Genomic DNA, 25180 nt, shown 5'->3' on the forward strand with positions numbered 1-25180 from the left:
CCCGCGAACCCGGTGGTGTCGCGCACCGGCCCACATCCGCAAGATCCGTAGGCCTGGCCCTAGGCTGGGCGGTGTGAGCCGAGCTTCCCTCGACAAACAACCACATGAGGTCGCGACGATGTTCGACGATGTCGCCGAGCGTTACGACCTCACCAATGACGTGCTCTCCTTCGGGCAGGACCGCTACTGGCGGCACGCCGTCAACCAAGCGGTGCGTCCGCTGCCCGGGGAGCGTGTTCTCGACCTCGCCGCGGGTACGGGCACGTCCAGTGAGCCGTTCCGTGCCGCGGGCGCGGATGTTGTGCCCTGCGACTTCTCCCTCGGCATGCTGCGGGCCGGGAAACGGCGGCGGGCTGAGCTGCCGTTCGTGGCCGGCGACGCTACCCGGTTGCCGTTCGCTGCCGCGTCGTTCGACGTGGTGACCATCTCGTTTGGCCTGCGTAATGTGCACGACCCCGACCTGGCGCTGCGCGAAATGCTGCGGGTGACCAGGCCGGGTGGGCGCCTCGTGTTGTGTGAGTTCAGCCACCCGACGTGGGCACCATTTCGCACGGTGTACCTCGAGTACCTGATGCGCGCCCTGCCCACGGTGGCCAGGCGGGTGTCGAGTAATCCAGATGCCTACGTCTATCTGGCCGAGTCGATTCCGGCTTGGTCGGATCAGGCCGAGATGGCCGGGCGGATCCAGCGGGCCGGCTGGTCGGAGGTGCGGTGGCGCAATCTTTCCGGCGGGATCGTCGCTCTCCATCACGCGCTGCGCCCGTAAAGTCTCGTTCTGGTTGCCAAGGCCGCTGCCCACCGCCCCGACTTTTTGTTGTCAGGCGCTGTGCTGGTGGTTCCGCTGCGCACCGAGTTGTCCGGCCTGACATGCGCATCAGGGTGGGGAACTATTTTCGCAACATCTATGATGCGTAAATTCGCAGGTCAGACATAGTGGGGGCGGTCGAAAGCCCTAGGGGTGAACCCCTAGACTTGGTCCGGAAGCTAGTTAGTGAATTCATTCACTAACTCCGCGATGACGCTACAGAACCGTCACGACCACTGGTGAGGACCGGATGAACGCGCAGGCTGACGACGCCGACGTCATCGTCGTCGGTGCCGGGCCAGCTGGTTCCACGACGGCCTACTACCTGGCCCGGGCCGGGCTCGACGTACTCCTCCTCGAGAAGTCGTCGTTCCCCCGAGACAAGGTCTGTGGGGACGGCCTCACTCCGCGCGCGGTGCGTCAGCTCGTCCGGATGGGTGTAGACACCTCCGGCCCGGGGTGGATCCGCAACCGCGGTCTGCGCATCATCGGCGGCGGCATGCGGTTGCACTTGCCATGGCCCGAGCTGGCCAGCTATCCGGACTACGGGCTCGTACGCACCAGGATGGACTTCGATCACCTGCTGGCCGCCCATGCCGAAGGCGCCGGTGTACGCCTACACGAGCGCACCAGCGTCGTCGGTCCCGTGATCGACGAGCGCACCGGCCGGGTAGCCGGCGTGCACGCCAAGCCGGTCAACGAACGCGGCCGCGCCGAAGGTGGACCGGTTACGTATCGGGCGCCGCTGGTCGTCGCCGCCGATGGTGTCTCGTCCCGGCTGGCGACGGCAATGGACCTGCACAAACGCGACGACCGCCCCATGGGGGTGGCCGTGCGCACCTACTTCAAGACGCCGCGCCATGACGACGAGTGGATGGAGTCGTGGCTCGAGTTGTGGGCAGCGAACGACCGCGGCGGACGTGACCTGCTGCCCGGGTACGGCTGGATCTTCGGCGCCGGCAACGGCACCAGCAATGTCGGTCTCGGCATCATCAACACCTCCAAGGCGTTCGGCCAGGTCGACTACAAGGATCTGCTGCGCCGATGGGTGGCGCAGATGCCGGAGGAGTGGGAGTTCGCCGACGAGAACCGCGTGGGCGACGTCCGCAGTGCGGCCCTGCCCATGGCGTTCAACCGCCAGCCGCACTACAGGAAGGGACTGCTGCTGGTGGGCGACGCCGGCGGCATGGTCAACCCATTCAACGGTGAGGGCATCGACTACGCGATGGAGGCGGCCAGCCTCGCCGCGTCGGTCATCGCCGATGCCCGTTCCCGCGTCAACGCCGACAGCCGGGAACGTGTCCTACAGGGGTACCCCGCCGCGTTGAAGAGCGAGCATGGTGGATACTTCACCCTCGGCCGGATATTCGTCCGGCTGATCGGAGACCCGCGCATCATGAAGATCGCCACCAATCATGGGCTGCCGCGCCCCTGGTTGATGCGGTTCACCCTGAAGCTGCTCGCCAACCTGACCGACCACCGCGACGGCGACGCCTATGACCGCGTCATCAACGCGCTGACCCGCCTGGCGCCGGCAGCATGAGGCGGAGGCAGAATATGGCACCTGTGCCAGCCGGTGAAAACGGCGGACGTGACCAGGGCACCGCCACGAGTGCCCGTGAGGGGAGCTGAACGCGCGTGGAGCTGTACGCGCCGATGATCGGCCTAATTGTGGTGGCCGCCGTCTTCGCGGTGGGTTCGGTGTTCGCCTCGTCGATGCTTGGCCCGAAGCGCTTCAACCGGGTCCGTCTCGACTCCTATGAATGTGGCATCGAGCCCACGCCACAACCGGTGGGCGGCGGACGAATCCCGATCAAGTACTACCTGACCGCGATGACGTTCATCATCTTCGATATCGAGATCATCTTCCTGTACCCGTGGGCGGTTCGGTTCGACCACCTCGGCTTGTTCGGCTTCGTCGCGATGGTGACGTTCCTGTTCCTGATCACTGTCCCGTTCATCTACGAATGGCGTCGCGGAGGGCTCGAATGGGACTAGCCAATGAGTGTGTACAGGTGGCGCCTTGCGGAGCACGACGGAGGGAGAAGGTGAGCGCGGACTATGGGAATTGAGGAGAAGCTTCCCTCGGGTGTCCTGCTCAGCTCGGTAGAGAACCTCGCCGGGTGGATGCGTAAGGGTTCGGTCTGGCCGGCCACCTTCGGTTTGGCGTGCTGCGCGATCGAGATGATGTCGTTCGGTGCGCCACGGCACGACTCGTCGCGCTTTGGTATGGAGGTGTTCCGGGCGTCTCCTCGGCAGGCCGACCTGATGATCGTCGCCGGCCGGGTGAGTCAGAAGATGGCCCCGGTGGTCCGGCAGATCTACGACCAGATGGCCAACCCCAAGTGGGTGCTCTCCATGGGCGTGTGCGCCAGCTCTGGAGGCATGTTCAACAACTACGCCATCGTTCAGGGTGTCGACCACATCGTCCCGGTGGACGTGTACTTGCCGGGGTGTCCACCACGGCCGGAGATGCTCATCGACGCGGTGCTGAAGCTGCACGATCAGATCCAGCACAGCAAGCTTGGTGCCCACCGCAAGGCGGCCGAGGCCGAGGCCGAACAGGCGGCACTGACGGCCACTCCGACGCATGAGATGAAAGGTCTGCTGCGGTGAGTGAGACGCCCGACAAGGGACACCCGGACCCGGAGGGGATGCAGCCAGGCCTCCCGTCTGGCCCGGAAGGGCCGGCGCTGCCCCCAGAGCATCCGAGCCGACGGGGCATGTTCGGTGCCGACGGCTCTGGTGACACGTCCGGATACGGCGGCCTGGTGGTCCGGGACACTAGCCCGGTCCGCGGCGAATCCACCCCACAGCCCTGGGCCGAGGAGTTCGAGCGGCTGCACGACGAGGTCGGCTCCGCGCTGGAGCGGGCCGGGCTCACGCGGGACGACGCGGTAGAGAAGGTTGTCGTGCACCGCGGCCAGATGACGTTGTTCGTCAACCGGGAGCACCTGGCGGAGTTGGTCAAGGTGCTGCGGGACGACGCTGCTCTGCGGTTCGAGATGTGTATGGGTGTCAACGGCGTGCACTATCCCGACGAGACGGGGCGCGAGCTACACGCGGTCTACCAGTTGTTGTCGATCACACACAATCGCCGAGTCAATCTCGAAGTGGTGTGCCCGGACGACGACCCCCACATCCCGTCGATCACGGCCACGTACCCGTCGGCCAACTGGCACGAGCGCGAGACCTACGACTTCTTCGGGATCATCTTCGACGAGCACCCCGCGCTTACCCGGATCGAGATGCCCGACGACTGGCCGGGGCATCCGCAGCGGAAGGACTACCCGTTGGGCGGCATCCCGGTGGAGTACAAGGGTGCGACGATCCCGCCGCCCGACGAGCGGAGGGCGTACCAATGATCTCCGAGTCGAAAGCGAGCGAGACCAATGTCTGACGTCACGTTCTCGTCGGCCGAGAGCACCGACGACCCCTATGCCGGCGTCCGGGAGACGACGGAAGGCCCGGTCTATACGGTCACCGGGCAGGACTGGGAGGACGTCGTCGGAGCGGCCGCGGCCGGCGAGGAACGGGTTGTGGTCAACATGGGACCACAGCACCCGTCCACCCACGGTGTGCTGCGGTTGATCCTCGAACTCGATGGTGAGGTGGTCACCGACGCCCGCGCCGGTATCGGCTACCTGCACACCGGTATCGAGAAGAACATGGAGTACCGGACGTGGACCCAAGGTGTCACGTTCGTCACCCGCATGGACTACGCGATGCCGTTCCACAACGAGACCGCCTACGTGCTCGGGGTGGAGAAGCTGCTCGGCATCACCGACGACATCCCGGAGCGGGCCAATGTCATCCGCGTGATGATGATGGAGCTCAACCGGATCTCGTCGCATCTGCTGTGTATCGCTACCGGTGGTATGGAGATCGGCGCGCTGACGGTCATGACTATCGGGTTCCGTGAGCGGGAACGGACCCTCGACCTCTTCGAGCTGATCAGTGGCCTGCGGATGAACAGTGCGTACGTCCGGCCCGGTGGCGTCGCTCAGGATCTCCCGCCCGGAGCGGTGGAGAGTGTCCGCGAGTACCTGCGGTGGATGTGGGACCACATCGGCGAGTACGAGGCGTTCTGTAATGAGAACGCGATCTTCAAGGGCCGCACCGTCGGTATCGGTTACCTGGACCTGGCCGGCTGTATGGCGCTGGGTATCACCGGGCCGATGCTGCGGGCCACCGGCCTGCCGTGGGACCTGCGTAAGTCGCAACCGTACTGCGGGTACGAGAACTACGAGTTCGACGTACCGACCCGTGACACCTGTGACGCCTACGGGCGGTTCCGGATCCGGGTCGATGAGATGAAAGAGTCTCTGAAGATCGTCGAGCAGTGCCTGGACCGGCTGGAGCCGGGGCCGGTGATGGTCGAGGACAAGAAGATCGCCTGGCCGGCCCAGTTGGCGATCGGCAGCGACGGCATGGGGAACTCGCTCGACCACATCCGGCACATCATGGGTGAGTCGATGGAGGCCCTGATCCACCACTTCAAACTGGTGACGGAGGGATTCCGGGTGCCGCCGGGCGAGGTGTATTCGCCCGTCGAGAGTCCACGTGGTGAACTCGGCGCCCACGTCGTGTCCGAAGGTGGCACTCGCCCGTGGCGGGTGCACTTCCGCGATCCGTCGTTCAACAACCTCCAGGCGGTCTCCGCTACGTGTGAGGGGAGTATGGTCGCCGACGTCATCGTCGCCGTCGCGAGTATCGATCCGGTGATGGGTGGGTGCGACCGGTGAGCCCCAGCGACGACGTGACGAATGAGCAGAGCGGCCGGCCCGAGGAACGAATGAGGAGCGGAGTGCCACCAGAAGATGCTGCCGCGACCCGTCCTGGGGTGGCCGACAGCGCAGCGACGAAGCTCGACGCGAAGGCCCGTGCCGAGATGCTGGAGATCGTGGCACGTTACCCGGAACCACGCTCGGCGTTGCTGCCGATGCTGCATCTCGTGCAGTCGTACGACGGATATGTCACGCCGGCCGGCATCGAGATGTGCGCCGAGGTGCTCGGGCTGACCGAGGCCGAAGTCGCGGCGGTGGCCACGTTCTACACGATGTACAAGCGCCGCCCGGTGGGTGACTACCACGTCGGCGTGTGCACCAACACGTTATGCGCGATCATGGGCGGCGACGCCATCTGGTCCGAGCTCTCCGAGCACCTCGGTGTGGGGCATGACGAAACCACCGACGACGGCACGGTGTCACTCGAGCGGGTGGAGTGCAACGCCGCCTGCGACTACGCCCCGGTGTTAATGGTCAACTGGGAGTTCGTCGACAACCAAACGCCGCAGTCGGCTCGCGAATTGGTGGACACCTTGCGCTCCGGTGGTGCGGTGAACTCCAGCCGCGGCCCCCGGGTGTGCACGTGGAAACAGGCGGAGCGGGTCCTGGCCGGATTCCCCGACGGCGCGGAGACCCAGGGTGTGTCGGCCGGCCCGGCCTCGTTGGCCGGACTCCGGCTCGCCAAGGAGAAAGGGTGGACCGCTCCCACGGGCGGTCAGCCTGAGCTGGATGCGACGAGCGGGGAGGACCAGAAGTGACTGCGACACCTGGGGCTCCGGGCGAGGCCCGCGCCTCGTCTCTGACGCCGGTGTTGACCGAGCGCTGGGACCTGGAGGACTCCTTCACCCGTCGGGTCTACGAGCGCAACGGCGGATACAAGGCACTGCGGCAGGCGTTGCAGCGTTCCCCGGAGTCGATCGTCGAAGCGGTCAAAGACTCCGGCCTGCGCGGCCGCGGTGGCGCCGGCTTTCCCACCGGCATGAAATGGAGTTTTGTACCGAAGGATTCGCCGAAGCCCACCTACCTGGTGGTGAACGCCGACGAGTCCGAGCCGGGTACGTGCAAGGACATCCCGTTGATGATGGCCGACCCCCACCTACTGGTGGAGGGGGTGATCATCTCCTCGTACGCGATCGGCGCCACACACGCGTTCATCTATGTACGCGGCGAGGTGCTGACCGTGATCCGCCGGCTACAACACGCGGTGGTGGAGGCATATGAGGCCGGCTTCATCGGCGCCAACATCCTCGGTTCCGGTTTCGATCTCGAGATCACCGTCCATGCGGGTGCGGGCGCCTACATCTGTGGCGAGGAGACCGCGCTACTGGACTCGTTGGAGGGACGGCGCGGGCAGCCGCGGCTCAAGCCACCGTTCCCCGCGGTGGCCGGGCTGTACGCTTCGCCCACGGTGATCAACAACGTGGAAACCATCGCCTCGGTGCCGTCCATCGTCAGCAACGGCTCCGGCTGGTTCCGTTCGATGGGCAGCGAGAAGTCTCCGGGGTACGGGATCTTCTCGTTGTCCGGGCACGTCACCCGGCCCGGACAATACGAGGCGCCGCTGGGTGTCACGCTCAACGAACTACTCGATATGGCCGGTGGTATCCGGGCCGGGCACGAGCTGAAGTTCTGGACACCGGGCGGATCGTCCACCCCGATGCTCACCGCGGAGCACGCGGACGTACCACTGGACTTCGAGGGGATGGCCGGGGTTGGATCCATGCTCGGCACCCGGGCACTACAGATCTTCGACGACACCACCTGCGTCGTGCGGGCGACCGGACGTTGGGTCGAGTTCTACAAACACGAGTCTTGCGGCAAGTGCACCCCGTGTCGTGAAGGTTTCTGGTGGATGGTGCAGATCTTCGACCGCCTCGAACAGGGGCAAGGCACCGAAGCCGATCTAGAGAAGCTGCTCGACATGTCGGACAACATCGCCGGGCGTTCGTTCTGCGCGCTGGCCGATGGCGGTGTCGCACCCGTGATGTCGTCGATCCAGTACTTCCGCGACGAGTACATCGCCCACTTCGAGCACGGCGGCTGCCCATTCGACCCGGCGGACTCAGCGCTGTTCACCGTCGAACGTCAGGAAGAAGCGGGGGTCAACGCTTAATGACCGTCACCACGAACTCGACGCCGGACGACGTCGAGCAGAAGGAGAACCTGGTCACCCTCACCATCGACGGCTTCGAGGTGAGTGTGCCGGAGGGCACCCTGGTCATCCGCGCGGCCGAGATGATCGGGATCCAGATCCCGCGGTTCTGCGACCATCCGCTGCTGGAGCCGGCCGGTGCGTGCCGGCAATGCCTCGTCGAAGTACCGGACATGGGCAACGGGCGTGGCATGCCGAAGCCGCAGGCGTCGTGCACGTTGACGGTGATGCCGGGCATGGTGGTCAAGACGCAACTCACCTCGCCCGTGGCGGACAAGGCGCAGCAGGGCATCATGGAGTTCCTGCTGATCAACCACCCGCTCGACTGCCCCGTCTGCGACAAGGGCGGCGAATGTCCGTTGCAGAACCAGGCGATGAGCAACGGGCGGGGCGAGTCGCGCTACGAAGGCAAGAAGCGGACCTACCCGAAACCGATCAACATCTCGGCGCAGGTGCTCCTCGACCGGGAGCGTTGTGTGCTGTGCGCACGCTGTACCCGGTTCTCGCAGGAGGTCGCCGGTGATCCGTTCATCGAGCTGCTCGAGCGGGGTGCCCTGCAGCAGGTAGGCATTTACGAGAAAGAGCCGTTCGAGAGCTACTTCTCCGGCAACACCATCCAGATCTGCCCCGTTGGTGCGTTGACGTCGGCGGCCTATCGGTTCCGGTCGCGGCCGTTCGACCTGGTATCCGTGCCGTCGATCGCCGAACACGACGCCGGTGGCAGCGCTATCCGGGTCGACCACCGGCGCGACACCGTCATGCGCCGCCTCGCCGGCGACGACGCCGACGTCAACGAAGAGTGGATCACCGACAAGGATCGTTTCGCGTTCCGCTCGCACTCTCTCGACGACCGACTGACCCACCCGATGGTGCGGGACGAAGACACCGGCGAGCTGGTGCCGGCCTCCTGGCCCGAGGCGCTGACGCTGGCCGCCCGCGGCCTGGCCGCGGCCCGCGACGGCGGTGGCGTCGGCGTGCTCACCGGGGGCCGGTTGACGTTGGAGGATGCCTACGCCTACTCGAAGTTCACCCGGGTAGCGCTGCGGACCAACGACATCGACTTCCGCGCCCGCAGCCACTCCGCCGAAGAGGCGATGTTCCTGCACCGGCTGGCCACCGCCGGACTCGGGGTCACCTACGGTGATCTCGAATCCGCCTCGACGGTGCTACTCGCCGGCTTCGAGCCGGAAGAAGAAGCCGGCACGGTGTTCCTGCGGCTACGCAAGGCAGCCCGCAAGGGCACCACGGTTCATTCGATCGCTCCGTTCGCCACCCGTGGTCTGAACAAGGTGTCCGGGCGGCTCATCCCAGCCGCCCCCGGCACCGAGGCCGAGATCCTGGATGCGATCGCGGCCCGTGATTCCAGCGTGGCGGACCTGCACGACGCGTTGGCCGAGAGTGGTGCGGTGATCATGATCGGTGAACGCCTGGCCGTGGTGCCCGGTGCGATCAGCTCGGCCGTCCGCCTGGCCGGCGCCACGGGCGCGCGGCTGGCGTGGGTGCCGCGCCGGGCCGGCGAACGCGGCGCTATCGAAGCAGGTGCCCTCCCGACGCTGTTGCCAGGGGGGCGTCCCATCGACAACGCGGAAGCCAGGGTAGATATGGCGACGGTGTGGGGTGTCCCACACCTGCCGGCGCTGCCCGGCCGGGACACAGCCGGCATCATCTCCGCCGTGGCCGACGGCTCGCTGTCTGGGTTGGTTGTTGGTGGCGTCGAACTCGCCGACCTACCCGACCCCGCCGCCGCTCGGGCCGCTCTAGAACGTGCTGCCGCCAGCCCGGACACGTTCGTTCTGAGCCTCGAAGTGCGCAGCAGCGAGGTGACCGAGCTGGCCGACGTTGTCCTCCCGGTGGCGCCGCCCGCCGAGAAGGCCGGCACGTTCGTCAACTGGGAGGGCCGGCACCGTCCGTTCCCCAAGGTCTTGACCCAGAGCGCCGCGTGGTCGGACGCCGCCGCGCTGGACGCCGTGGCGCGTGAGCTGGGCCTGGAGCTGGACATTCGGGACACCGATGGTGTGCGGGCCGAACTCGCCGAGCTCGGCACTTGGGACGGTGAGGCGCCGATGCCCGGTGGTCACGCGGCTGAGCCGCCCGCGGCGGGATCGGGGCAGGCCGTCCTCGCCACCTGGCGGATGATGCTCGACCTCGGACGAGCTCAGGACGGTGAACCACACCTGGCTCGCACTGCCCGCACCCCGTGTGCGCGGCTCTCGACGGCGACCGCCGCGGAGATCGGTATCGCGGATGGCGAGCTTGTGACCCTGCGGACCTCAGCCGGATCGATCACGCTGCCACTGGCGGTGACCGAGATGCCGGACCGGGTGGTGTGGGTGCCACAGAATTCCACCGGCTCCCGGGTTCATGCCGACCTTGGAGTCGAGTCCGGTGCGATCGTGACGCTCTCGGGAGGTGAAGCGTGATCGCTTATCCGGCGCTCGCGGAGATCCGGGCCGTGGATCAGGTCGAGGGATTCGGCGACGACCCGTGGTGGATCATCGCGATCAAGTGCCTGGCCATCTTCGTGATCCTCGTGCTCATGACGCTCTTCACGATCGTCTTCGAGCGCAAAGTGGTCGCCAAGATGCAGCATCGGGTCGGACCCAACCGGGTCGGCCCGAAGGGTTGGCTACAGAGCCTCGCCGACGGCGTCAAGCTCATGCTCAAGGAAGACATCATTCCGAAGGCCGCCGACAAGATCGTCTATGTGCTCGCGCCGATCGTCGCGGTTGTTCCGGCGTTCCTGATCTTCGCGGTCATCCCGCTCGGGCCCGAGGTCTCGATGTTCGGCCAGACCACGCGGCTGCAGCTCACCGATACCCCGGTGGCCGTCTTGCTGGTGCTCGCCATCGCGTCCGTCGGAGTCTACGGACTGATGCTGGCCGGCTGGTCCAGCGGATCGACCTACCCCCTGCTCGGTGGCTTGCGGTCGTCCGCTCAGGTCATCTCGTACGAGCTGGCGATGGGGCTGTCGTTCGTCGGTGTGTTCTTGTTCGCCGGCACCATGTCCACCTCGGGCATCGTCGAGGGGCAGGAACGGCTCTGGTACGGGCTCATCCTGGTGCCGTCGTTCGTCGTCTACCTGATCTCTATGGTGGGCGAGGTCAACCGAGCCCCGTTCGACCTTCCCGAGGCCGAAGGCGAGCTCGTCGCGGGCTGGGGTACCGAATACTCGTCGATCAAGTACGCGCTGTTCTTCCTCGCCGAGTACATCAACATGGTCAACGTCTCGGCGTTGGCGACCACCCTGTTCCTGGGTGGCTGGCGAGCCCCATGGCCGCTCTCGGCGATCAACGACGGCATGTTCAACGAGGGCTGGTGGCCGCTGCTGTGGTTCTTCGGCAAGGTCATCGCACTGCTCTTCCTGTTCATCTGGTTGCGGGGAACGCTGCCGCGGCTGCGGTACGACCAGTTCATGAAGTTCGGCTGGAAGGTACTGATCCCCGTCTCCCTCGGCTGGATCGTGCTGGTGGCGGGTATGCGCCTGGCGCTCAACGAGGGTGTGCAGCGTGAGGAACTGATGATGTGGGGTGGGGGCGCCCTGGCCGCCATCCTTGTGGCATCGTTCGTCATCCCACTGTTCACCGAACGCCGAGCGGACGTCGACGAGGACGAGCCATCCGCCGAGCCGGAGTTCGACCCATTTGCCGGGGGACATCCCGTTCCACCGCTACCCGACCAGCAGGTCCCCGCGGTGCCGGTGACCGCGGGCGGAACGGCAGACGAAACCACCGAGAGCGAAGCTCGTGAGGAGGGCCCCAGTGCCTGAGTTCCTCGATCCGATCGCGGGGTTCGGTGTCACCTTCCGGACCATGTTCCGCAAGACGGTCACCGCTGAGTATCCCGAGAAGCCACATCCGGTGGCTCCACGTTTCCACGGCCGGCACCAGCTGAACCGGCATCCCGATGGGCTGGAGAAGTGTGTCGGGTGTGAACTGTGCGCATGGGCGTGCCCGGCCGATGCCATCTACGTCGAGGGTGCGCCGAACACCGACGAGGTCCGCTACTCTCCCGGAGAGCGCTACGGCCGCGTTTACCAGATCAACTACCTGCGCTGCATCCTGTGCGGGTTGTGTATCGAAGCGTGTCCCACCCGTGCTCTGACGATGACCAACGAGTACGAACTCGCCGACCACTCGCGGGAGAGCCTGATCTACGAAAAGCAGGATCTGCTCGCTCCGTTGCTGCCCGGCATGGAAGAGCCGCCGCACCCGATGCGGCTCGGCGACACCGAGCGTGACTACTACCTCGGTGCCGGTACGCCCCCCACTGGTGCCGGTACGCCCCCCACTGGGGGCGCGCACACCGGCGGCGCAGCCGGAGAGGGGGACCGGTGAGCCTCCTCGCCACCGTCGCGGCGCAGGTCGCCGAGACCTCCAGCGGATCCACCGGTGAGCAGGTGCTGTTCTGGATCATCGCGCCCCTGGCCGTCATTGGTGCACTCGGCCTGGTGACGTCGCGGAAGGCCGTCCATGGTGCGCTCTTCCTCGCCGTCACCATGGTGGGGCTGGCGATCCTCTACATCGCACTCGAGGCGCCGTTCCTCGGTGTGGTGCAGATCGTCGTGTACACCGGCGCGATCATGATGCTCTTCCTGTTCGTGATCATGCTGGTCGGCGTCGACGCATCCGACTCCCGGGTCGAGACGATCCGTGGCCAGCGCGCAGCCGCGGCCGTCGCGGTCGTCGGCGTCGTCATCCTGCTGGCCTCGGTGGCCGGCCGGGCGGCGCTGCCGGACCCGGCCGGAACCGCGGACGCCGCGCCGGAAGGCAACGTGTACGGCATCGCCGACCTCCTGTTCGGCCGCTATGTCTGGGCCTTCGAGGTGGTCGCCGCAGTGCTTATCACCGCTGCGGTCGGTGCCATGGTGTTGACCCACCGCGAGCGCATCTCGCGACGCCTCAGCCAGCGCGAGCTCGCCGAGAAGCGGTTCCGCGAAGGTGATCCGCGCCAAGCGGCCGGTCTTCCACCACCCGGTGTCTACGCCCGGCACAACGCCGTCGACACACCGGCGCTGCTGCCCGACGGGACCCCGGCGGAATCGTCGGTCTCCCAGGTACTGGTGGCGCGCGGTGCCACCCGGCCACCCGAAGAGTTCGCGGCCGACATCGACCAGATCGGTGGCGACGCAGGGATCGACGAGGCCGGACCAACCAGCGACGACGCCCCACCTGGAGGGGAGCCACCGGGTAGCGACGCACGAGGTGTCGCCGGACCGTCCGGACCAGCGTCGGCCGGGACCGACGAGGATGCCGGCGATAACGACCAGCCCGGCTCCGGTGACGGAGGTGCAGCTCGATGAACCCGACGTCGTACCTGGTGCTGGCCACCCTCCTGTTCACCATCGGCGCGGCCGGCGTGCTCCTGCGCCGGAATGCCCTGGTGGCCTTCATGAGTGTCGAGTTGATGCTCAACGCGGCCAACCTCGCCTTCGTGACGTTCGCACGGATGCACGGCAACCTCGACGGCCAGATCGTGGCGTTCTTCGTTATGGTCATCGCCGCCGCCGAGGTCGTCGTCGGCCTGGCCATCATCGTGATGATCTTCCGGACTCGCAGGTCAGCGTCGGTCGACGACGCGAGCCTGCTGAAGTTGTGACGGGTGAGGACAGGTGAATTCGATCAACTCGTTGTCCCAGGGCTTCGCGGTCCAAGCGGATGTGGTGCGAGCCGACACCGTCCAGGTGGTGCAGGAAGCCAGCGGCCTGTTCTCGTGGACCTGGCTGCTCATCGCGCTTCCCCTGGTCGGCGCGGCAGTGCTGCTGCTCGGTGGCCGGCGACTGGACCGCACTGGTCACCTGATCGGCTCCGCCGCGGCGATCGGGTCGTTCGTCGTCGCGGTAGCGCTGTTCATCGCGCTGCTCGGGGAGAGCGGCGGGGAGCGCTCGTACCTGGTCCCGTTATGGGAGTGGTTCAACGCCGGTGGCTACGAGGTCCGCGTCGACCTCTTGCTCGACCAGCTCTCCATGGCGTTCGTGCTGCTGATCACCGGTGTGGGTTCGTTGATCCACATCTATTCGATCGGCTACATGGAGCATGACGAGCGCCGGCGCCGATTCTTCGGCTACCTGAACCTGTTCGTGGCCTCGATGCTTCTGCTGGTCCTGGCCGCGGACTACCTCATCCTGTTCATTGGCTGGGAGGGAGTCGGCCTCGCGTCGTACCTGCTGATCGGCTTCTGGCAACACAAGCCATCGGCGGCGGTCGCGGCGAAGAAGGCATTCGTCGTCAACCGGGTCGGCGACATGGGTATGGTCCTGGCGATCGCGTCCATGCTGGTTGTGTTCGGATCGTCGTCGTTCGAGGTGGTCTTCGCCGGCGCCGGATCGGGAGTCACCACCGGCTGGCTGAACGCGATCGGTCTGCTGCTGCTTCTGGCCGCGTGCGGAAAGTCGGCGCAGTTCCCGCTACAGTCCTGGCTGCTGGATGCGATGGAAGGCCCCACCCCGGTGTCGGCGCTGATCCACGCGGCGACGATGGTCACCGCCGGCGTCTACCTCGTGGTGCGGTCCGCGGCGATCTACGATCTCGCTCCGGAAGCGCGCACCGCCGTCGTCGTGATCGGAGCGATCACGCTGCTGATGGGTGCCATCATCGGATGCGCCAAGGACGACATCAAGAAGGCGCTCGCCGGCTCCACGATGAGCCAGATCGGTTACATGATGCTGGCCGCCGGGCTCGGACCGGCCGGGTATGCCTTCGCGATCTTCCATCTGATCACTCACGGGTTCTTCAAGGCCAACCTCTTCCTCGGTGCCGGCTCGGTTATGCACGGCATGAACGACGAGGTCGACATGCGCCGCTTCGGTGCGTTGCGAGCGGCGATGCCCGTCACGTTCGCGACGTTCGCGCTCGGGTATCTGGCGATCATCGGGCTGCCACCATTCGCCGGGTTCTTCTCCAAGGACAAGATCATTGAGGCGGCGTTCGCCGAGAACATCTTGATCGGCATCTGTGCGCTGCTCGGGGCGGGGATCACCGCCTTCTACATGACCCGCGTCATGCTGCTGACCTTCTTCACGAGCAAGCGTTGGGCCGACGACGCACACCCCCACGAGTCGCCGCGGGTGATGACCTGGCCGCTGATCGGGCTCGGAGCCCTGTCCGTCGCCGGAGGCGCGGGGCTGTTGTACATCGGTGGCGGCATCGTCGACTGGCTCGAACCCGTCACCGGCGAAGAACACCACGATCTGCCGCTACCGCTGGCGCTGCTGATCGCTCTTACCCTCACCACAGTGGTGGCCGGGGTGGCGTTGGCCTGGTTCATGTACCAGCGACGCCCGGTGCCGGCGGTTGCGCCGGCCGGCAACCCGCTGGTGACCGCTGCCCGTCGTGATCTCTACGGCGATGCCGTCAACGAGGCCGTGCTCATGCGGCCCGGCCAGTACCTGACCCGGTCGCTGGTGTACGTGGAGAGCCGTGGCGTCGACGGCGCCGTGCTCGGGGCCGCCAACGCGGTCGGCGGGTTGTCGTCCCGCTGGCGCCGTTGGCAGACCGGTTTTGTCCGCTCGTACGCGCTGACCATGCTGGCCGGTGCCGGCTTGGTCGTCATTGCCATGCTGTTGGTGAGGCTGCCGTGACCTTTCCCTGGTTGACCACACTCATCGCGGTGCCGGCGCTCGGCGCCGCCCTGACGGCCCTGGTCCCGGCCGGCCGGGGCCGGCTGGCCAAGCAGGTCGCCATCGCCTTCTCGCTGGTCACGTTGGCTGTGGCGATCGCCGTGATCGCACAGTTCGAGCTGGGCGGCGATCGTTATCAGCTGGCCGAACAGCACGTCTGGATCGAGCCGCTGGGTATCCACTGGGCGCTCGGCGTCGACGGCATCGGGGTAGCCCTGATCGCGCTGACCGCCGTGGCCACACCGATCGTCGCACTGGCGATGTGGCCGGAGGCCGAAGCCGAACGCCGCGACCCCAAGCCGTTCTTCGCGTTGCTGCTGCTCGTCGAGGGGATGATCCTCGCCGCGTTTCTGGCCAAGGACCTGCTGCTGTTCTACATCGTCTTCGAGGCGATGCTGATTCCGCTGTACTTCATGATCGGTATGTACGGGGGGCCGCAGCGGCGGTACGCGGCGCTGAAGTTCCTGCTGTACAACCTGTTCGGTGGCTTGGTGATGCTGGCCGCCGTGATCGGCATCTACGTGCAGTCGGTTGACGCCGGCAACCCGTCGTTCCTGCTGACCGACCTGATGGCCCTGGACATCGGCGCTGACGCCCAACGGTGGATGTTCCTCGGCTTCATGCTGGCGTTCGCCATCAAGGCACCACTATGGCCATTCCATACGTGGTTGCCCGACGCCGCCGCCGAGGCCACGCCGTCGAATGCGGCGTTCCTGTCCGGAGTGGCCGACAAGGTCGGTACCTTCGGCATGATCGCGCTCGCGGTACCGCTGTTCCCGGTCGCTGCGCGCGACTTCGCCCCGGTGATCGTGGTGCTCGCGGTGATCAGCATCGTGTACGGCGCATTGCTGGCGATCGGGCAGACGGATATGAAGCGATTGATCGGCTATACGTCGATCTCTCACTTCGGCTTCATCGTCCTGGGTATCTTCGCGTTGACCGACCGTGGCGCAACCGGGGCGACGTTCTACATGGTCAACCATGGTCTATCCACTATCGCGCTGTTCGTCGTCGTTGGTTTCCTGATCTCCCGGCGCAACTCGCGGCTGGTGGCCGACTACGGTGGCCTCCAGAAGCCGGCGCCGAAACTGGCCGGGGTCTTCTTGTTCGCCGGCCTGTCGGGGTTGGCGTTGCCGCCGCTGGCGACCTTCTTGTCCGAGTTCCTCGTCATCGCCGGCACCTTCGAGCGATACCGCGCGGCCGCCGTCATCGCCACCGGCGGGATCGTCCTCGCTGCCCTGTACATCTTGTGGCTCTACCAGCGGACCATGACCGGACCGGTGCGCGACGACGCAGCTGGAACCCGTGACCTGGGTCGCCGGGAGATCGCCGTGGTGGCACCGCTGATCGCCTTGATCCTGGCCATCGGCATCTTCCCGCGGACCGTCGTCGACGTCATCGACGACGGCGTCGGCCCGACCCTCGCCGAGGTCGAGGTCGATGTGCCGCCGCCACTGGTGACTGTGAACGATCTCGTCGAAGGGAACGATCAGTGACCGCGCCGTCTATCGAATACGCCGCCCTGCTGCCGATGATCATCGTGCTCGGCGCGGGTGTCGTCGGGGTGCTGGTCGAGGCGTTCGTGCCGCGACGTCCCCGCCACGCCGTCCAGGTAGGGATTGCCCTGCTCGCGTTGGTCGCGGCGCTCGTGCAGGTCGTGCGGCTGCGCGACACCGAGATCATCGGAGCCGTTGGTTCCGTCGCCATTGACGGGCCAGCCCTGTTCCTGCAGGGCACCCTGCTTGTCATGGCGATCATCAGCGTCATGTTCTTCGCCGAGCGGCGGATCGAGAGCGGCGGGAACGCCTTCGCGCCGGCGGCTTCGTCGTTGCCGGGCAGCGAGGACGAACGGGTCCTGGTCCGTGATCGGGTCCTGCAGACCGAGATCTACCCGCTGACGATGTTCTCGGTCGGCGGCATGATGCTCTTCCCCGCGGCCAACGACCTCCTGGTGATGTTCATCGCCCTTGAGGTGCTGTCGCTCCCGCTCTACCTGCTCTGTGGCATGGCCCGGCGGCGCCGACTGCTCTCGCAGGAAGCGGCGATGAAGTACTTCTTGCTCGGCGCCTTCGCTTCGGGGTTCTTCCTCTTCGGTGCCGCGTTCGTCTACGGGTACGCCGGCTCGCTGGAGTTCGCCGCGATCGACGCGGCGCTGGCGGCGCGGGTGGGCCAGGAGGGCCTGCTGCTGGCCGGTGTCGGTCTGATGGCGGTCGGGTTGCTGTTCAAGATCGGCGCGGTGCCGTTCCACGCCTGGACGCCCGACGTCTATCAGGGCGCACCCTCGCAGGTCACCGCCTTCATGGCGGCGTGCACGAAGATCGCTGCCTTCGGCGCCATGCTCCGGCTGTTCTACGTTGCGTTCGGCGGTATCCGCACCGACTGGCAACCCATGCTCTGGGCCGTGGCGATCATCACCATGGTGGTCGGCATCGTCGTCGCGCTCACCCAGACCGACGTGAAGCGGATGCTCGCGTACTCGTCTATCGCCCACGCGGGTTTCATTCTCACCGCGTTGGTGGCCGTCGACGAGGTGGCTATCGCCGCGATCCTGTTCTACCTAGCCGCCTATGGACTCACCACGCTGGGTGCGTTCGCCGTCGTCACGCTGGTACGGGACGCGGGCGGCGAAGCTACTCACCTGTCCAAGTGGGCTGGTCTCGGTAAACGGTCGCCGCTGCTGGCCGCGACGTTCGGGCTGTTTCTGCTGGCGCTGGCGGGCATCCCGCTGACCAGTGGTTTCGTCGGCAAACTGACGGTCTTCGCGGCGGCCTTCCAGGGTGGAGCGATGCCTTTGGTGATCGTCGGTGTGGTCACGAGTGCGGTGGCGGCGTTCTTCTACGTGCGCGTGATCGTGCTGATGTTCTTCTCCGACCCGGCGCCCGAAGGGCCCACGGTAGCGGTCCCGAGCGCGTGGACGGTGGTCGGCATCGGTGCGGCCGTGGTGGCGACGATCGTGCTGGGTATCCTGCCTGGCCCGCTGCTGGAACTCGCCGAGCAGGCGGCGGTCTTCGTCCGCTGACGACCTCCTGTGCCGGAGCTGTCGGGGACGGCGGGTACCGTGTGGAGGTAGGCGTCGGTGTGTTCGGTCCGGTTGGAAGGGTTGGTGAGCGTGCAGAGTCTCGGCATCCCGTCGGTTGACGCAGGTCTCGAAACGTCGATCAGCGCTGCCCTCGACCAAGTCGAGCAGCGCTTGCTCGAGGCTGTGAAGTCCGACGACACCATCCTCTCGGAGGCGTCCCGGCATCTGATGCGGGCGGGAGGCAAGCGATTTCGCCCCCTACTGACGTTGGTCGCCGCTGGCTTCGGCGACATCGACGCCCCTGGTGTGGTGCCGGCCGCGGTCGTGGTGGAGTTGACCCACGTCGCCACGCTGTATCACGACGACGTCATGGACGAGGCCGAGTTGCGGCGGGGCGCACCAAGCGCGAACGCGCGGTGGGACAACACCGTGGCCATCCTCACCGGCGACTTCCTGTTCGCCTGCGCCTCAGACCTCCTGGCCGACCTAGGTCCGGAGTCCGTGCGGATCCAGGCCCGCACGTTCCGCCGCCTGGTCCAGGGCCAGCTACGCGAGACCGTCGGGCCTCAGGCCGACGAAGACCCGGTGGAGCATTATCTATCGGTGTTGGCGGACAAAACCGCGTCCCTCATCGCCGCTTCGGCGCGGTTCGGCGCACTCCATTCGGGTGTTTCCGACGACGTCGTGGAGATCCTCGGCTCCTTCGGTGAGCGCATCGGCATGGCGTTTCAACTCGCCGACGACCTCCTGGACATCGCCGGCGAGTCCGCCTTGTCCGGCAAGACACCGGGTACCGATCTACGCGAGGGAGTGCCCACCCTGCCGGTTTTGTACGCTCGTCGGGCCGCACGGCCAGGTGACGAGCGGCTGCTGGAGCTCATCTCCGGGCCGATCGCCGACGATGCCGATCACGCCGAGGCGCTGGCACTATTGCGGGATCATCCAGCACTGGACGAGGCCCGGCACGACGTCCGTCGCTGGGCTGACGATGCCCACGCGGCGTTGGGCTCGGTACCGGATGTGCCGGCGCGGCACGCACTAGAGGCGTTGTGCCACATGGTCGTCACCCGTACGTCGTAACTACCGCCGTCCAGCGTCAGGGGCTGAAACCGGGCTGCTACCGCAGCTAGCCTGGACTTCGATGCCGGGACGAACCGAGTAGGCCACGCATCCAGGTCCGGGTGCGCGGTTCACCCACCGCCAGCACCGTGATGAGCAACACGCCCCACGCGAACTCCTTCACGAAGTTGGCGCCGCTACTCCCCGCCATCGCCATGTTGAGTCCCGTCGACACCTGCTGCATCACCGCCATGGCGAGTGGTACCGCAAGGAGACGTCCGGCGCCGCCGTACGGGCTGACCCCGGCCAGCACGGCCACCAGGATGGCCAGCAACAGATACGAAGATCCGAATCCGACCGAGATCGAGGTGGTCCGAGACAACGCCACAACTCCGGCGATAGCCGCCAGGGAGCCGCTCACCAGATAGACCGAGATCTGTGTTTGCGCCACCGGTAGCCGGGCGTACCGGCTGACCTTCTCCGAGGCGCCGACGGTGTAGACCCGGTAGCCCCAACGGGTAGACCTGGTCATGAGGGCCAGAAGGACGGTCAACGCGACAAATATCAGCAACACCAGTGGTACGCCGGCTATGAGCAACGAGCCGAGGGAGCCGATCTCTTCGGCGGCGTAAACGGTGGAACCACCCGTGATGCCGGTGGCCAAACCGAGGAACAACGTCATGGTGCCTAGGGTGACGACGATGGGTGATACCCGCAGCGATGACACGAGTACACCGTTCAGCGCGCCGGCTGCCAAACCGACCGCCACCGCGGCCAGCAGGGCTACCACAACGGCAAAGCTGCCAAGGTCTGGCGCTAAAGCAACGCTGACCTTTGCCGCCACGATCCCGGCGAGGTTAGCTACGGCCACGATGGACAGATCGATTCCACCCGCGAGCATCGCACAGGCCACCGCGAGGGCGAGGATGCCGATTTCCGACATCTGAAACAGCATCGACGTGAGATTGCGGCCGGTGGGGTAGTTCTGAGGCTGGAGCGCACTCAGCACGACGAACTCCACCACCAGCAGGACCACCAGCAGGGTCATATGCTGCCGGTCGCGCGTGAGGTTGGCATCGCGATGACGCAGTGCCAATCGTTGGCGAATGTCTACCTTCATACCGACGCCACCACTCCTCGTCGCCGCTCGGCCCGTCGTCGTCGAATTGCTGGCAGCGCAACGCCTAAGAGAACAAATGCGCCGACAAACACCTGTTTCCATGCGCTTGGGATGCCGACCAGCACCAAGCTGGAGTCGACCAGCGTGATGAGGAGAACGCCGAGAATGGTGCCGAGCACCGTACCTCGTCCACCGGCGATCGACGCGCCACCGAGCACAACGGCTGCCAACACCATCAGCTCGGAGCCGACAATAGTGAACGGATCAGCGGCCCGGATCATCGTCGCGGACATCAGCCCCGCTACTCCGGCCAACGCTCCGGAGACAGCGAATACGGACAGCCGCACGGAGGTGATCGGGATACCGAGCCGCCGCGCCGCCTCCGGGTTCCCGCCTAGTGCGTAAACCGCGCGTCCCCAGTTGGTGTAGCGCAAGGCCAAGGTCAGGGCCACGGCGAGTCCCGCGAGCACCACCACACCGGTGTGCAAGGGGGCCTGGGCGCCATTGGCGGACGAGACGGTGACAACGGACGAGCGGCCGAAGTCGCTCATTTGTGCGGGGAGCGTCATGATGCGGTCGGTTCCCACAAACGCTAGCAATGCACCGCGGTAGAGCGTCAGCGTGCCCAGCGTGACGATCAGCGCGGGCAGCTTGAACAACGACACGAGGACGCCGTTGACCAACCCCAGCGCGGCACCGATGGTCGCTGACATCAGGAAGGCGATGATGACGGGCCCCTCGTAGCCGATCTCGGTCAGGGTCACCACTGTCACGTACATCGACGCGACGGCGCTGGCCGACACCGAGACGTCGATCCCGCCCGAGATCAGGACCACCAGCAGGCCGAGAGCCATGATGCCGATAACGATCATGCTGCGCATGATGCTGAACATGTGCCCGGCGCTGAAGAACGACGGAGCCGCGAACGCGAAGGTAACCGCCAGCACACAGATGGCGATGGCGAGCACGGATTCATGCCGGCTCGCGATCCGTTTTGTCAGTTCGCCCACGTGGGTACGTCCTCGTCTGTGATCGTCGACCAGATGGTCTCTTCGTCCAAGGCCGTCACGGGCCAGCGCCCGGCGACTCGACCTCGTCGGACGACAACGATCTCGTCGCAGATGTCCAGCAGTTCGGCCGGCTCGTCGGAGATGGCGAGGACCGCCATTCCGCGGTCGGCGGTGGACCGGATCAGCTCGTGCAACTCGGCCCGGGATCCGACGTCGACACCAACGGTCGGATTGCTCAGGATGATGGCTTCAGGCTCGGGAGCGAGGGCTCTGGCGAGCAGCACACGTTGCTGATTCCCGCCGGACAACGTCGACACGGCGTCGTCGACGTCGTCAACCTTGATGTTCAACGTTGCCCGCCAGCGTCGGGCAATGGCCCGGATCAGCGACGGCCGAAGCAGTCCGAACCGGTTGGTCGCCTCTGGTAGGTCGTTGAGCACGATGTTGTGCCCAACCGACCAATCCAGGAGGAGGCCCTCACTGAGCCGGTCTTCGGGGACGTATTGCAGGCGGCGCAGCTGGCGGGGATGTCGGACCGGAACCCCGCGGACCAGGATCTGGCCCGCGTCCAAAGGCAGCAGGCCAGCCAACGCCAGCCCGATCTCGGCGCGGCCAGACCCGAGGATGCCGGCCAGGCCGACCACACGTCCGGCATGGACGGATAGGTCGACGTCGGTGAATCGTCCGGCCAGCGAACCCGCCCGCAATTCGAGCACCGGGGTAGTGGATGGCGCCGGGGCCGGAGAACGTCGGCCCCGTTCCACGATGCCTCCGGTCATGAGGGTGGTGATCCGGTCAGCGTCGAAGTCAGGTGCCGGCCCGCTCGCGGCCACGAGGCCATTTCGCAGGATAGTGACCTCGTCGGCGACCTCGGCGATCTCGCGCATTTTGTGCGTGATGAACATGAACGCCAGGCCGGTCGAGCGCAGATCACTGATCAACTCAAGCAGCCGGTCGATTTCGTCCTGAGTCAACGCCGCGGTGGGTTCATCCATGAGGATGATCCGGCTCTCGGACGAGATCGACCTGGCAATCGCGACCAGCTGCCGTTCGGCGACCGACAACTCCTCGACCAGGCGGCTCGGGTCCACCGCCAGTCCGACCCGGTCGAGCGCGGCGTGCACGGTGTCCAAACCCGCTCGTGGTCGCCGCCACCGGAGCAGCCCTGATCCGGACGGTGGGAGGAGGTTCTCCGCCACCGACAGATTGGGGAACAGCGCCAGATCCTGATAGATCACCCGGATGCCGGCGTCGACACTGGTCCGGGTGCTGACGCCTGGTACGGGCGGAGAACCGCCCAGTACCAGAGTGCCGCTGTCCGGCTGCTCGACACCCGCGAAGATCTTGGTCAGGGTCGATTTCCCGGAGCCGTTCTCGCCAACCAGGCAGTGCACGGTTCCGGCGGGTACGGCGAGATCGACCCGATCCAGCGCCTGGACGTTCCCGTAGCGTTTGGAGATCTTCTGGGCGGCGAGAACCACATCACTTGTGGTCACAGGTGCGCCTAGAAGTCGAACTCGTCGATGTTGTTGATGTCGACGTCGAGCCAGGCGTTCCCGTAGATGACCGATCCGTCAACGGTGACCGATTCATAACCCTCGACACCGAGGTCCATTCCGTCAGTGATCTCCTCACCGGCGCGGATCTTCATAGCCACCACGTTCATGGCGTAGCCGGCCGCCGCGGGGTCCCAGCCGCTCATCATGTCCACGGCGCTGGCTTCGAGCAGGTCCCTGACGTTGGACGGAACGCTGGTACCGACAACGACGATCCGCTCGGCCAGCCCTGCTTCTTCGATGGCTTGCCCGGCGCCAACGATGTCCACCGCCGACGATCCCTGGACACCTTTCAGGTCTGGGTAGGCGGTGAGCAATTCGCGGGTTCGCTCGTAGGCGGTCTGGGTGTCGTCGTTGGTTTCGACGTAGTCGCCGACGAAGTTCATGTCCGGGTAGGTGGCCTCTTGGTGTTCGCGGGCGGCCTCAACCCAGGCCATGTGGGTAGCCGACGTCAACGAGCCGACCATGAGGGCGTAGTCCCCTTCTTCGCCCATCCGCTCGGCCATTGAGTCCATGAGATGTACCCCGTAGTCCTCGTTGCGGAACGCCTCGATGTCCCACTCGGTATTGGAGAGCTCGGGAGCTTCGTGGGTGACGACGGTGATACCGGCCTCCTGGGCGCGGCCGAGAACCGACTCGACGGAGTCGGGCTGGAACGGCACCACCGCGAGAACGTCGACGCCCTGGGCGATGAGGTCCTCGATCACCTGCACTTGCTGGGCAGAGTCAGCCTGGGCCGGGCCCTGTTGGAATGCGTTGACCCCGTGGTCTTCGCCGAACTGCTGGACGCCCGTGGCCATGCGGTCGAACCAGGCCACACCGTCGAGTTTGACCACGGTGGCGAAGGTCTCGCCGCCTTCTGCGGCAGGTGGTTCGTCGTCGGTGTCGGTGTCACCCGGTGGTGCTTCCGGATCGGCCGCCGACGAGGTGTCATCCGCGGTGCTGCATGCGGCGGTCAAGGCCAGAGCGATACCAGCTGCTGCCGCGATCGTCAGTCGTGCACGTCGCATGTCAGTCTCCTTCGGTAGTGTTCGTAGTTGTTTGAATCTAACAGTAAGAATGAGCAGATCACAATGTTTGTTCAATGGGTCGACACCGGACCGTGTCCAAGTCGAAACGTGGCCAAGCAGGAGGCAGACGTTAAGGTGAGGCACCGAGGAGGGCGCATGAAATCTGAGCGGCACCGTGTGATCATCGATCTGCTCGACGAGCGAGGCACCGTGAGCGTGGCAGAGCTCGGGCAGACACTCGACGTGTCGGAGATGACGATCCGCAGAGATCTGCTTGAACTGGAGCGGACGGGCGTGCTGCGCCGGGTCCACGGCGGCGCTACCAGTGTGGGCGGGCGTGCCTACGAACCTCCCTTTCGGGTGCGGGAAGGACAGAAAACCGCACACAAGCGCGGCATCGCCGTGGCGGCGGCCGGTCTCGTCGAGCATGGCGACGCCATCGCTCTCGACGTCGGCTCGACCGTGCTCATGATGGCCGACGCCCTCACGTCGGTGCGTCAGCTGACCATCGTCACCGCGAGTCTGCGGGTTGCGTGGTCGGTGGCATCGACGCACGCACTGGAGCAGACCGCGCGCTTGATCCTCACCGGCGGAGTGGTCCGGGCCGAAGAGTTCTCGCTCACCGGCCAGGCTGCCTCGGACACGTACCGGTCAATGCGCCTGGACAAGGCGTTCGTGGGTGTTGGTGGGCTGTCGCCGACGGTTGGTGCCACGGAGTTCAATCTGGAAGACGCCGAGGTCAAACGGACGATGATCCGGTCCGCCCGCAAGGTGATCGTGCTCGCGGACGCGACGAAGCTCGGACGGGAGAGCTTTGCCCACTTCGCGCACGTGTCCGACATCGATACCGTGATCACCGACCAGACCGCCGAACCGGCCGTGCTCACCCAGCTCCGGGACGCCGGCGTCGACGTCATCACCGCGCCACCCGTCGCAGACTAGTGTGCACCTGATCTCCGTTTTGACGCCTGATCGTTTTCACCGGGGTGATCAGATGCGCGAACGACGTGTTGACGGCAGGTGACGGAACGGTAGGTGCATCTGATC

22 protein-coding genes are annotated in these 25180 nt (G+C 66.0%); 18 read left to right on the top strand and 4 right to left on the bottom strand.

The features are described from left to right. Window positions 1-73 precede the first annotated feature (73 nt). The 17 genes from G8760_RS27485 (at window position 74) to G8760_RS27565 (ending at window position 19458) form a co-directional block, all read left to right on the top strand. Window positions 74-766: a demethylmenaquinone methyltransferase gene (locus tag G8760_RS27485; RefSeq protein WP_166356049.1), complete on the top strand. Its 693-nt coding sequence runs from the start codon at window positions 74-76 to the stop codon at window positions 764-766. A 289-nt stretch (window positions 767-1055) separates the two neighbouring features. Next, the gene (locus G8760_RS27490; RefSeq protein ID WP_166356050.1) at window positions 1056-2348 is read left to right on the top strand and encodes a geranylgeranyl reductase family protein; all 1293 of its coding nucleotides are present in this window, start codon (window positions 1056-1058) and stop codon (window positions 2346-2348) included. A 95-nt stretch (window positions 2349-2443) separates the two neighbouring features. Further along, entirely contained in the window at window positions 2444-2803 is a 360-nt protein-coding gene (locus G8760_RS27495; RefSeq protein WP_166356051.1) for an NADH-quinone oxidoreductase subunit A, read from the top strand. A 63-nt stretch (window positions 2804-2866) separates the two neighbouring features. After that, complete coding sequence (locus G8760_RS27500; RefSeq protein WP_166356052.1) at window positions 2867-3421, top strand: NuoB/complex I 20 kDa subunit family protein; 555 nt, start codon at window positions 2867-2869, stop codon at window positions 3419-3421. 38 nt (window positions 3422-3459) lie between these two features. Continuing rightward, window positions 3460-4170 (top strand): NADH-quinone oxidoreductase subunit C, encoded by a 711-nt coding sequence (locus tag G8760_RS27505; RefSeq protein ID WP_166356092.1) that lies wholly within the window; start codon window positions 3460-3462, stop codon window positions 4168-4170. Between the two features lie 27 nt (window positions 4171-4197). Next, window positions 4198-5550 carry an NADH-quinone oxidoreductase subunit D gene (locus tag G8760_RS27510; protein WP_166356053.1) on the top strand — a complete coding sequence of 451 codons (1353 nt, stop codon included), beginning with the start codon at window positions 4198-4200 and terminating at the stop codon, window positions 5548-5550. A 146-nt stretch (window positions 5551-5696) separates the two neighbouring features. Continuing rightward, the gene (gene nuoE / locus G8760_RS27515; RefSeq protein ID WP_343074467.1) at window positions 5697-6350 is read left to right on the top strand and encodes an NADH-quinone oxidoreductase subunit NuoE; all 654 of its coding nucleotides are present in this window, start codon (window positions 5697-5699) and stop codon (window positions 6348-6350) included. Continuing rightward, window positions 6347-7705: an NADH-quinone oxidoreductase subunit NuoF gene (gene nuoF, locus G8760_RS27520; RefSeq protein WP_166356054.1), complete on the top strand. Its 1359-nt coding sequence runs from the start codon at window positions 6347-6349 to the stop codon at window positions 7703-7705. The genes nuoE and nuoF overlap by 4 nt, the downstream gene beginning before the upstream one ends. After that, window positions 7705-10164, top strand: a complete 2460-nt coding sequence (locus tag G8760_RS27525; protein ID WP_166356055.1) for an NADH-quinone oxidoreductase subunit G — start codon at window positions 7705-7707, stop codon at window positions 10162-10164. Before nuoF ends, G8760_RS27525 begins: the two co-directional genes overlap by 1 nt. Continuing rightward, window positions 10161-11510: an NADH-quinone oxidoreductase subunit NuoH gene (gene nuoH / locus G8760_RS27530; protein WP_246222705.1), complete on the top strand. Its 1350-nt coding sequence runs from the start codon at window positions 10161-10163 to the stop codon at window positions 11508-11510. Before G8760_RS27525 ends, nuoH begins: the two co-directional genes overlap by 4 nt. Beyond that, window positions 11503-12078, top strand: a complete 576-nt coding sequence (gene nuoI / locus G8760_RS27535; protein ID WP_166356056.1) for an NADH-quinone oxidoreductase subunit NuoI — start codon at window positions 11503-11505, stop codon at window positions 12076-12078. Before nuoH ends, nuoI begins: the two co-directional genes overlap by 8 nt. After that, entirely contained in the window at window positions 12075-13043 is a 969-nt protein-coding gene (locus G8760_RS27540; protein ID WP_166356057.1) for an NADH-quinone oxidoreductase subunit J, read from the top strand. Before nuoI ends, G8760_RS27540 begins: the two co-directional genes overlap by 4 nt. Continuing rightward, window positions 13040-13339 carry an NADH-quinone oxidoreductase subunit NuoK gene (gene nuoK, locus G8760_RS27545; protein WP_166356058.1) on the top strand — a complete coding sequence of 100 codons (300 nt, stop codon included), beginning with the start codon at window positions 13040-13042 and terminating at the stop codon, window positions 13337-13339. The genes G8760_RS27540 and nuoK overlap by 4 nt, the downstream gene beginning before the upstream one ends. Window positions 13340-13427: 88 nt before the next feature. Next, a complete protein-coding gene (gene nuoL / locus G8760_RS27550; RefSeq protein ID WP_425502407.1) occupies window positions 13428-15320 on the top strand; it encodes an NADH-quinone oxidoreductase subunit L in 1893 nt (630 codons plus the stop codon). Beyond that, the gene (locus G8760_RS27555) at window positions 15317-16855 is read left to right on the top strand and encodes an NADH-quinone oxidoreductase subunit M (RefSeq protein ID WP_166356059.1); all 1539 of its coding nucleotides are present in this window, start codon (window positions 15317-15319) and stop codon (window positions 16853-16855) included. Before nuoL ends, G8760_RS27555 begins: the two co-directional genes overlap by 4 nt. 35 nt (window positions 16856-16890) lie before the next feature. Continuing rightward, complete coding sequence (nuoN, locus tag G8760_RS27560) at window positions 16891-18378, top strand: NADH-quinone oxidoreductase subunit NuoN (RefSeq protein ID WP_166356096.1); 1488 nt, start codon at window positions 16891-16893, stop codon at window positions 18376-18378. A gap of 81 nt (window positions 18379-18459) precedes the next feature. Continuing rightward, the gene (locus tag G8760_RS27565) at window positions 18460-19458 is read left to right on the top strand and encodes a polyprenyl synthetase family protein (protein WP_425502408.1); all 999 of its coding nucleotides are present in this window, start codon (window positions 18460-18462) and stop codon (window positions 19456-19458) included. Between the two features lie 46 nt (window positions 19459-19504). Here the strand turns inward: G8760_RS27565 and G8760_RS27570 are convergent, their stop codons facing one another. From G8760_RS27570 to G8760_RS27585, 4 genes are read right to left on the bottom strand one after another with little or no spacing between them, the layout of a single operon-like run. After that, the gene (locus tag G8760_RS27570; RefSeq protein WP_166356061.1) at window positions 19505-20557 is read right to left on the bottom strand and encodes an ABC transporter permease; all 1053 of its coding nucleotides are present in this window, start codon (window positions 20555-20557) and stop codon (window positions 19505-19507) included. Continuing rightward, complete coding sequence (locus G8760_RS27575) at window positions 20554-21567, bottom strand: ABC transporter permease (protein ID WP_166356062.1); 1014 nt, start codon at window positions 21565-21567, stop codon at window positions 20554-20556. Before G8760_RS27575 ends, G8760_RS27570 begins: the two co-directional genes overlap by 4 nt. Continuing rightward, window positions 21555-23063 (bottom strand): sugar ABC transporter ATP-binding protein, encoded by a 1509-nt coding sequence (locus G8760_RS27580; protein ID WP_166356063.1) that lies wholly within the window; start codon window positions 23061-23063, stop codon window positions 21555-21557. The genes G8760_RS27575 and G8760_RS27580 overlap by 13 nt, the downstream gene beginning before the upstream one ends. An 8-nt stretch (window positions 23064-23071) precedes the next feature. Beyond that, window positions 23072-24133, bottom strand: coding sequence for an autoinducer 2 ABC transporter substrate-binding protein (locus G8760_RS27585; RefSeq protein WP_166356064.1), 1062 nt, complete (start codon window positions 24131-24133; stop codon window positions 23072-23074). 156 nt (window positions 24134-24289) lie between these two features. Here G8760_RS27585 and G8760_RS27590 point away from each other — a divergent pair, with 156 nt between their 5' ends. After that, complete coding sequence (locus G8760_RS27590; RefSeq protein ID WP_207782806.1) at window positions 24290-25075, top strand: DeoR/GlpR family DNA-binding transcription regulator; 786 nt, start codon at window positions 24290-24292, stop codon at window positions 25073-25075. Window positions 25076-25180 lie beyond the last annotated feature (105 nt).

This window comes from Phytoactinopolyspora limicola (genome assembly GCF_011320225.1).
In the GTDB taxonomy this organism is placed as follows: domain Bacteria; phylum Actinomycetota; class Actinomycetes; order Jiangellales; family Jiangellaceae; genus Phytoactinopolyspora; species Phytoactinopolyspora limicola.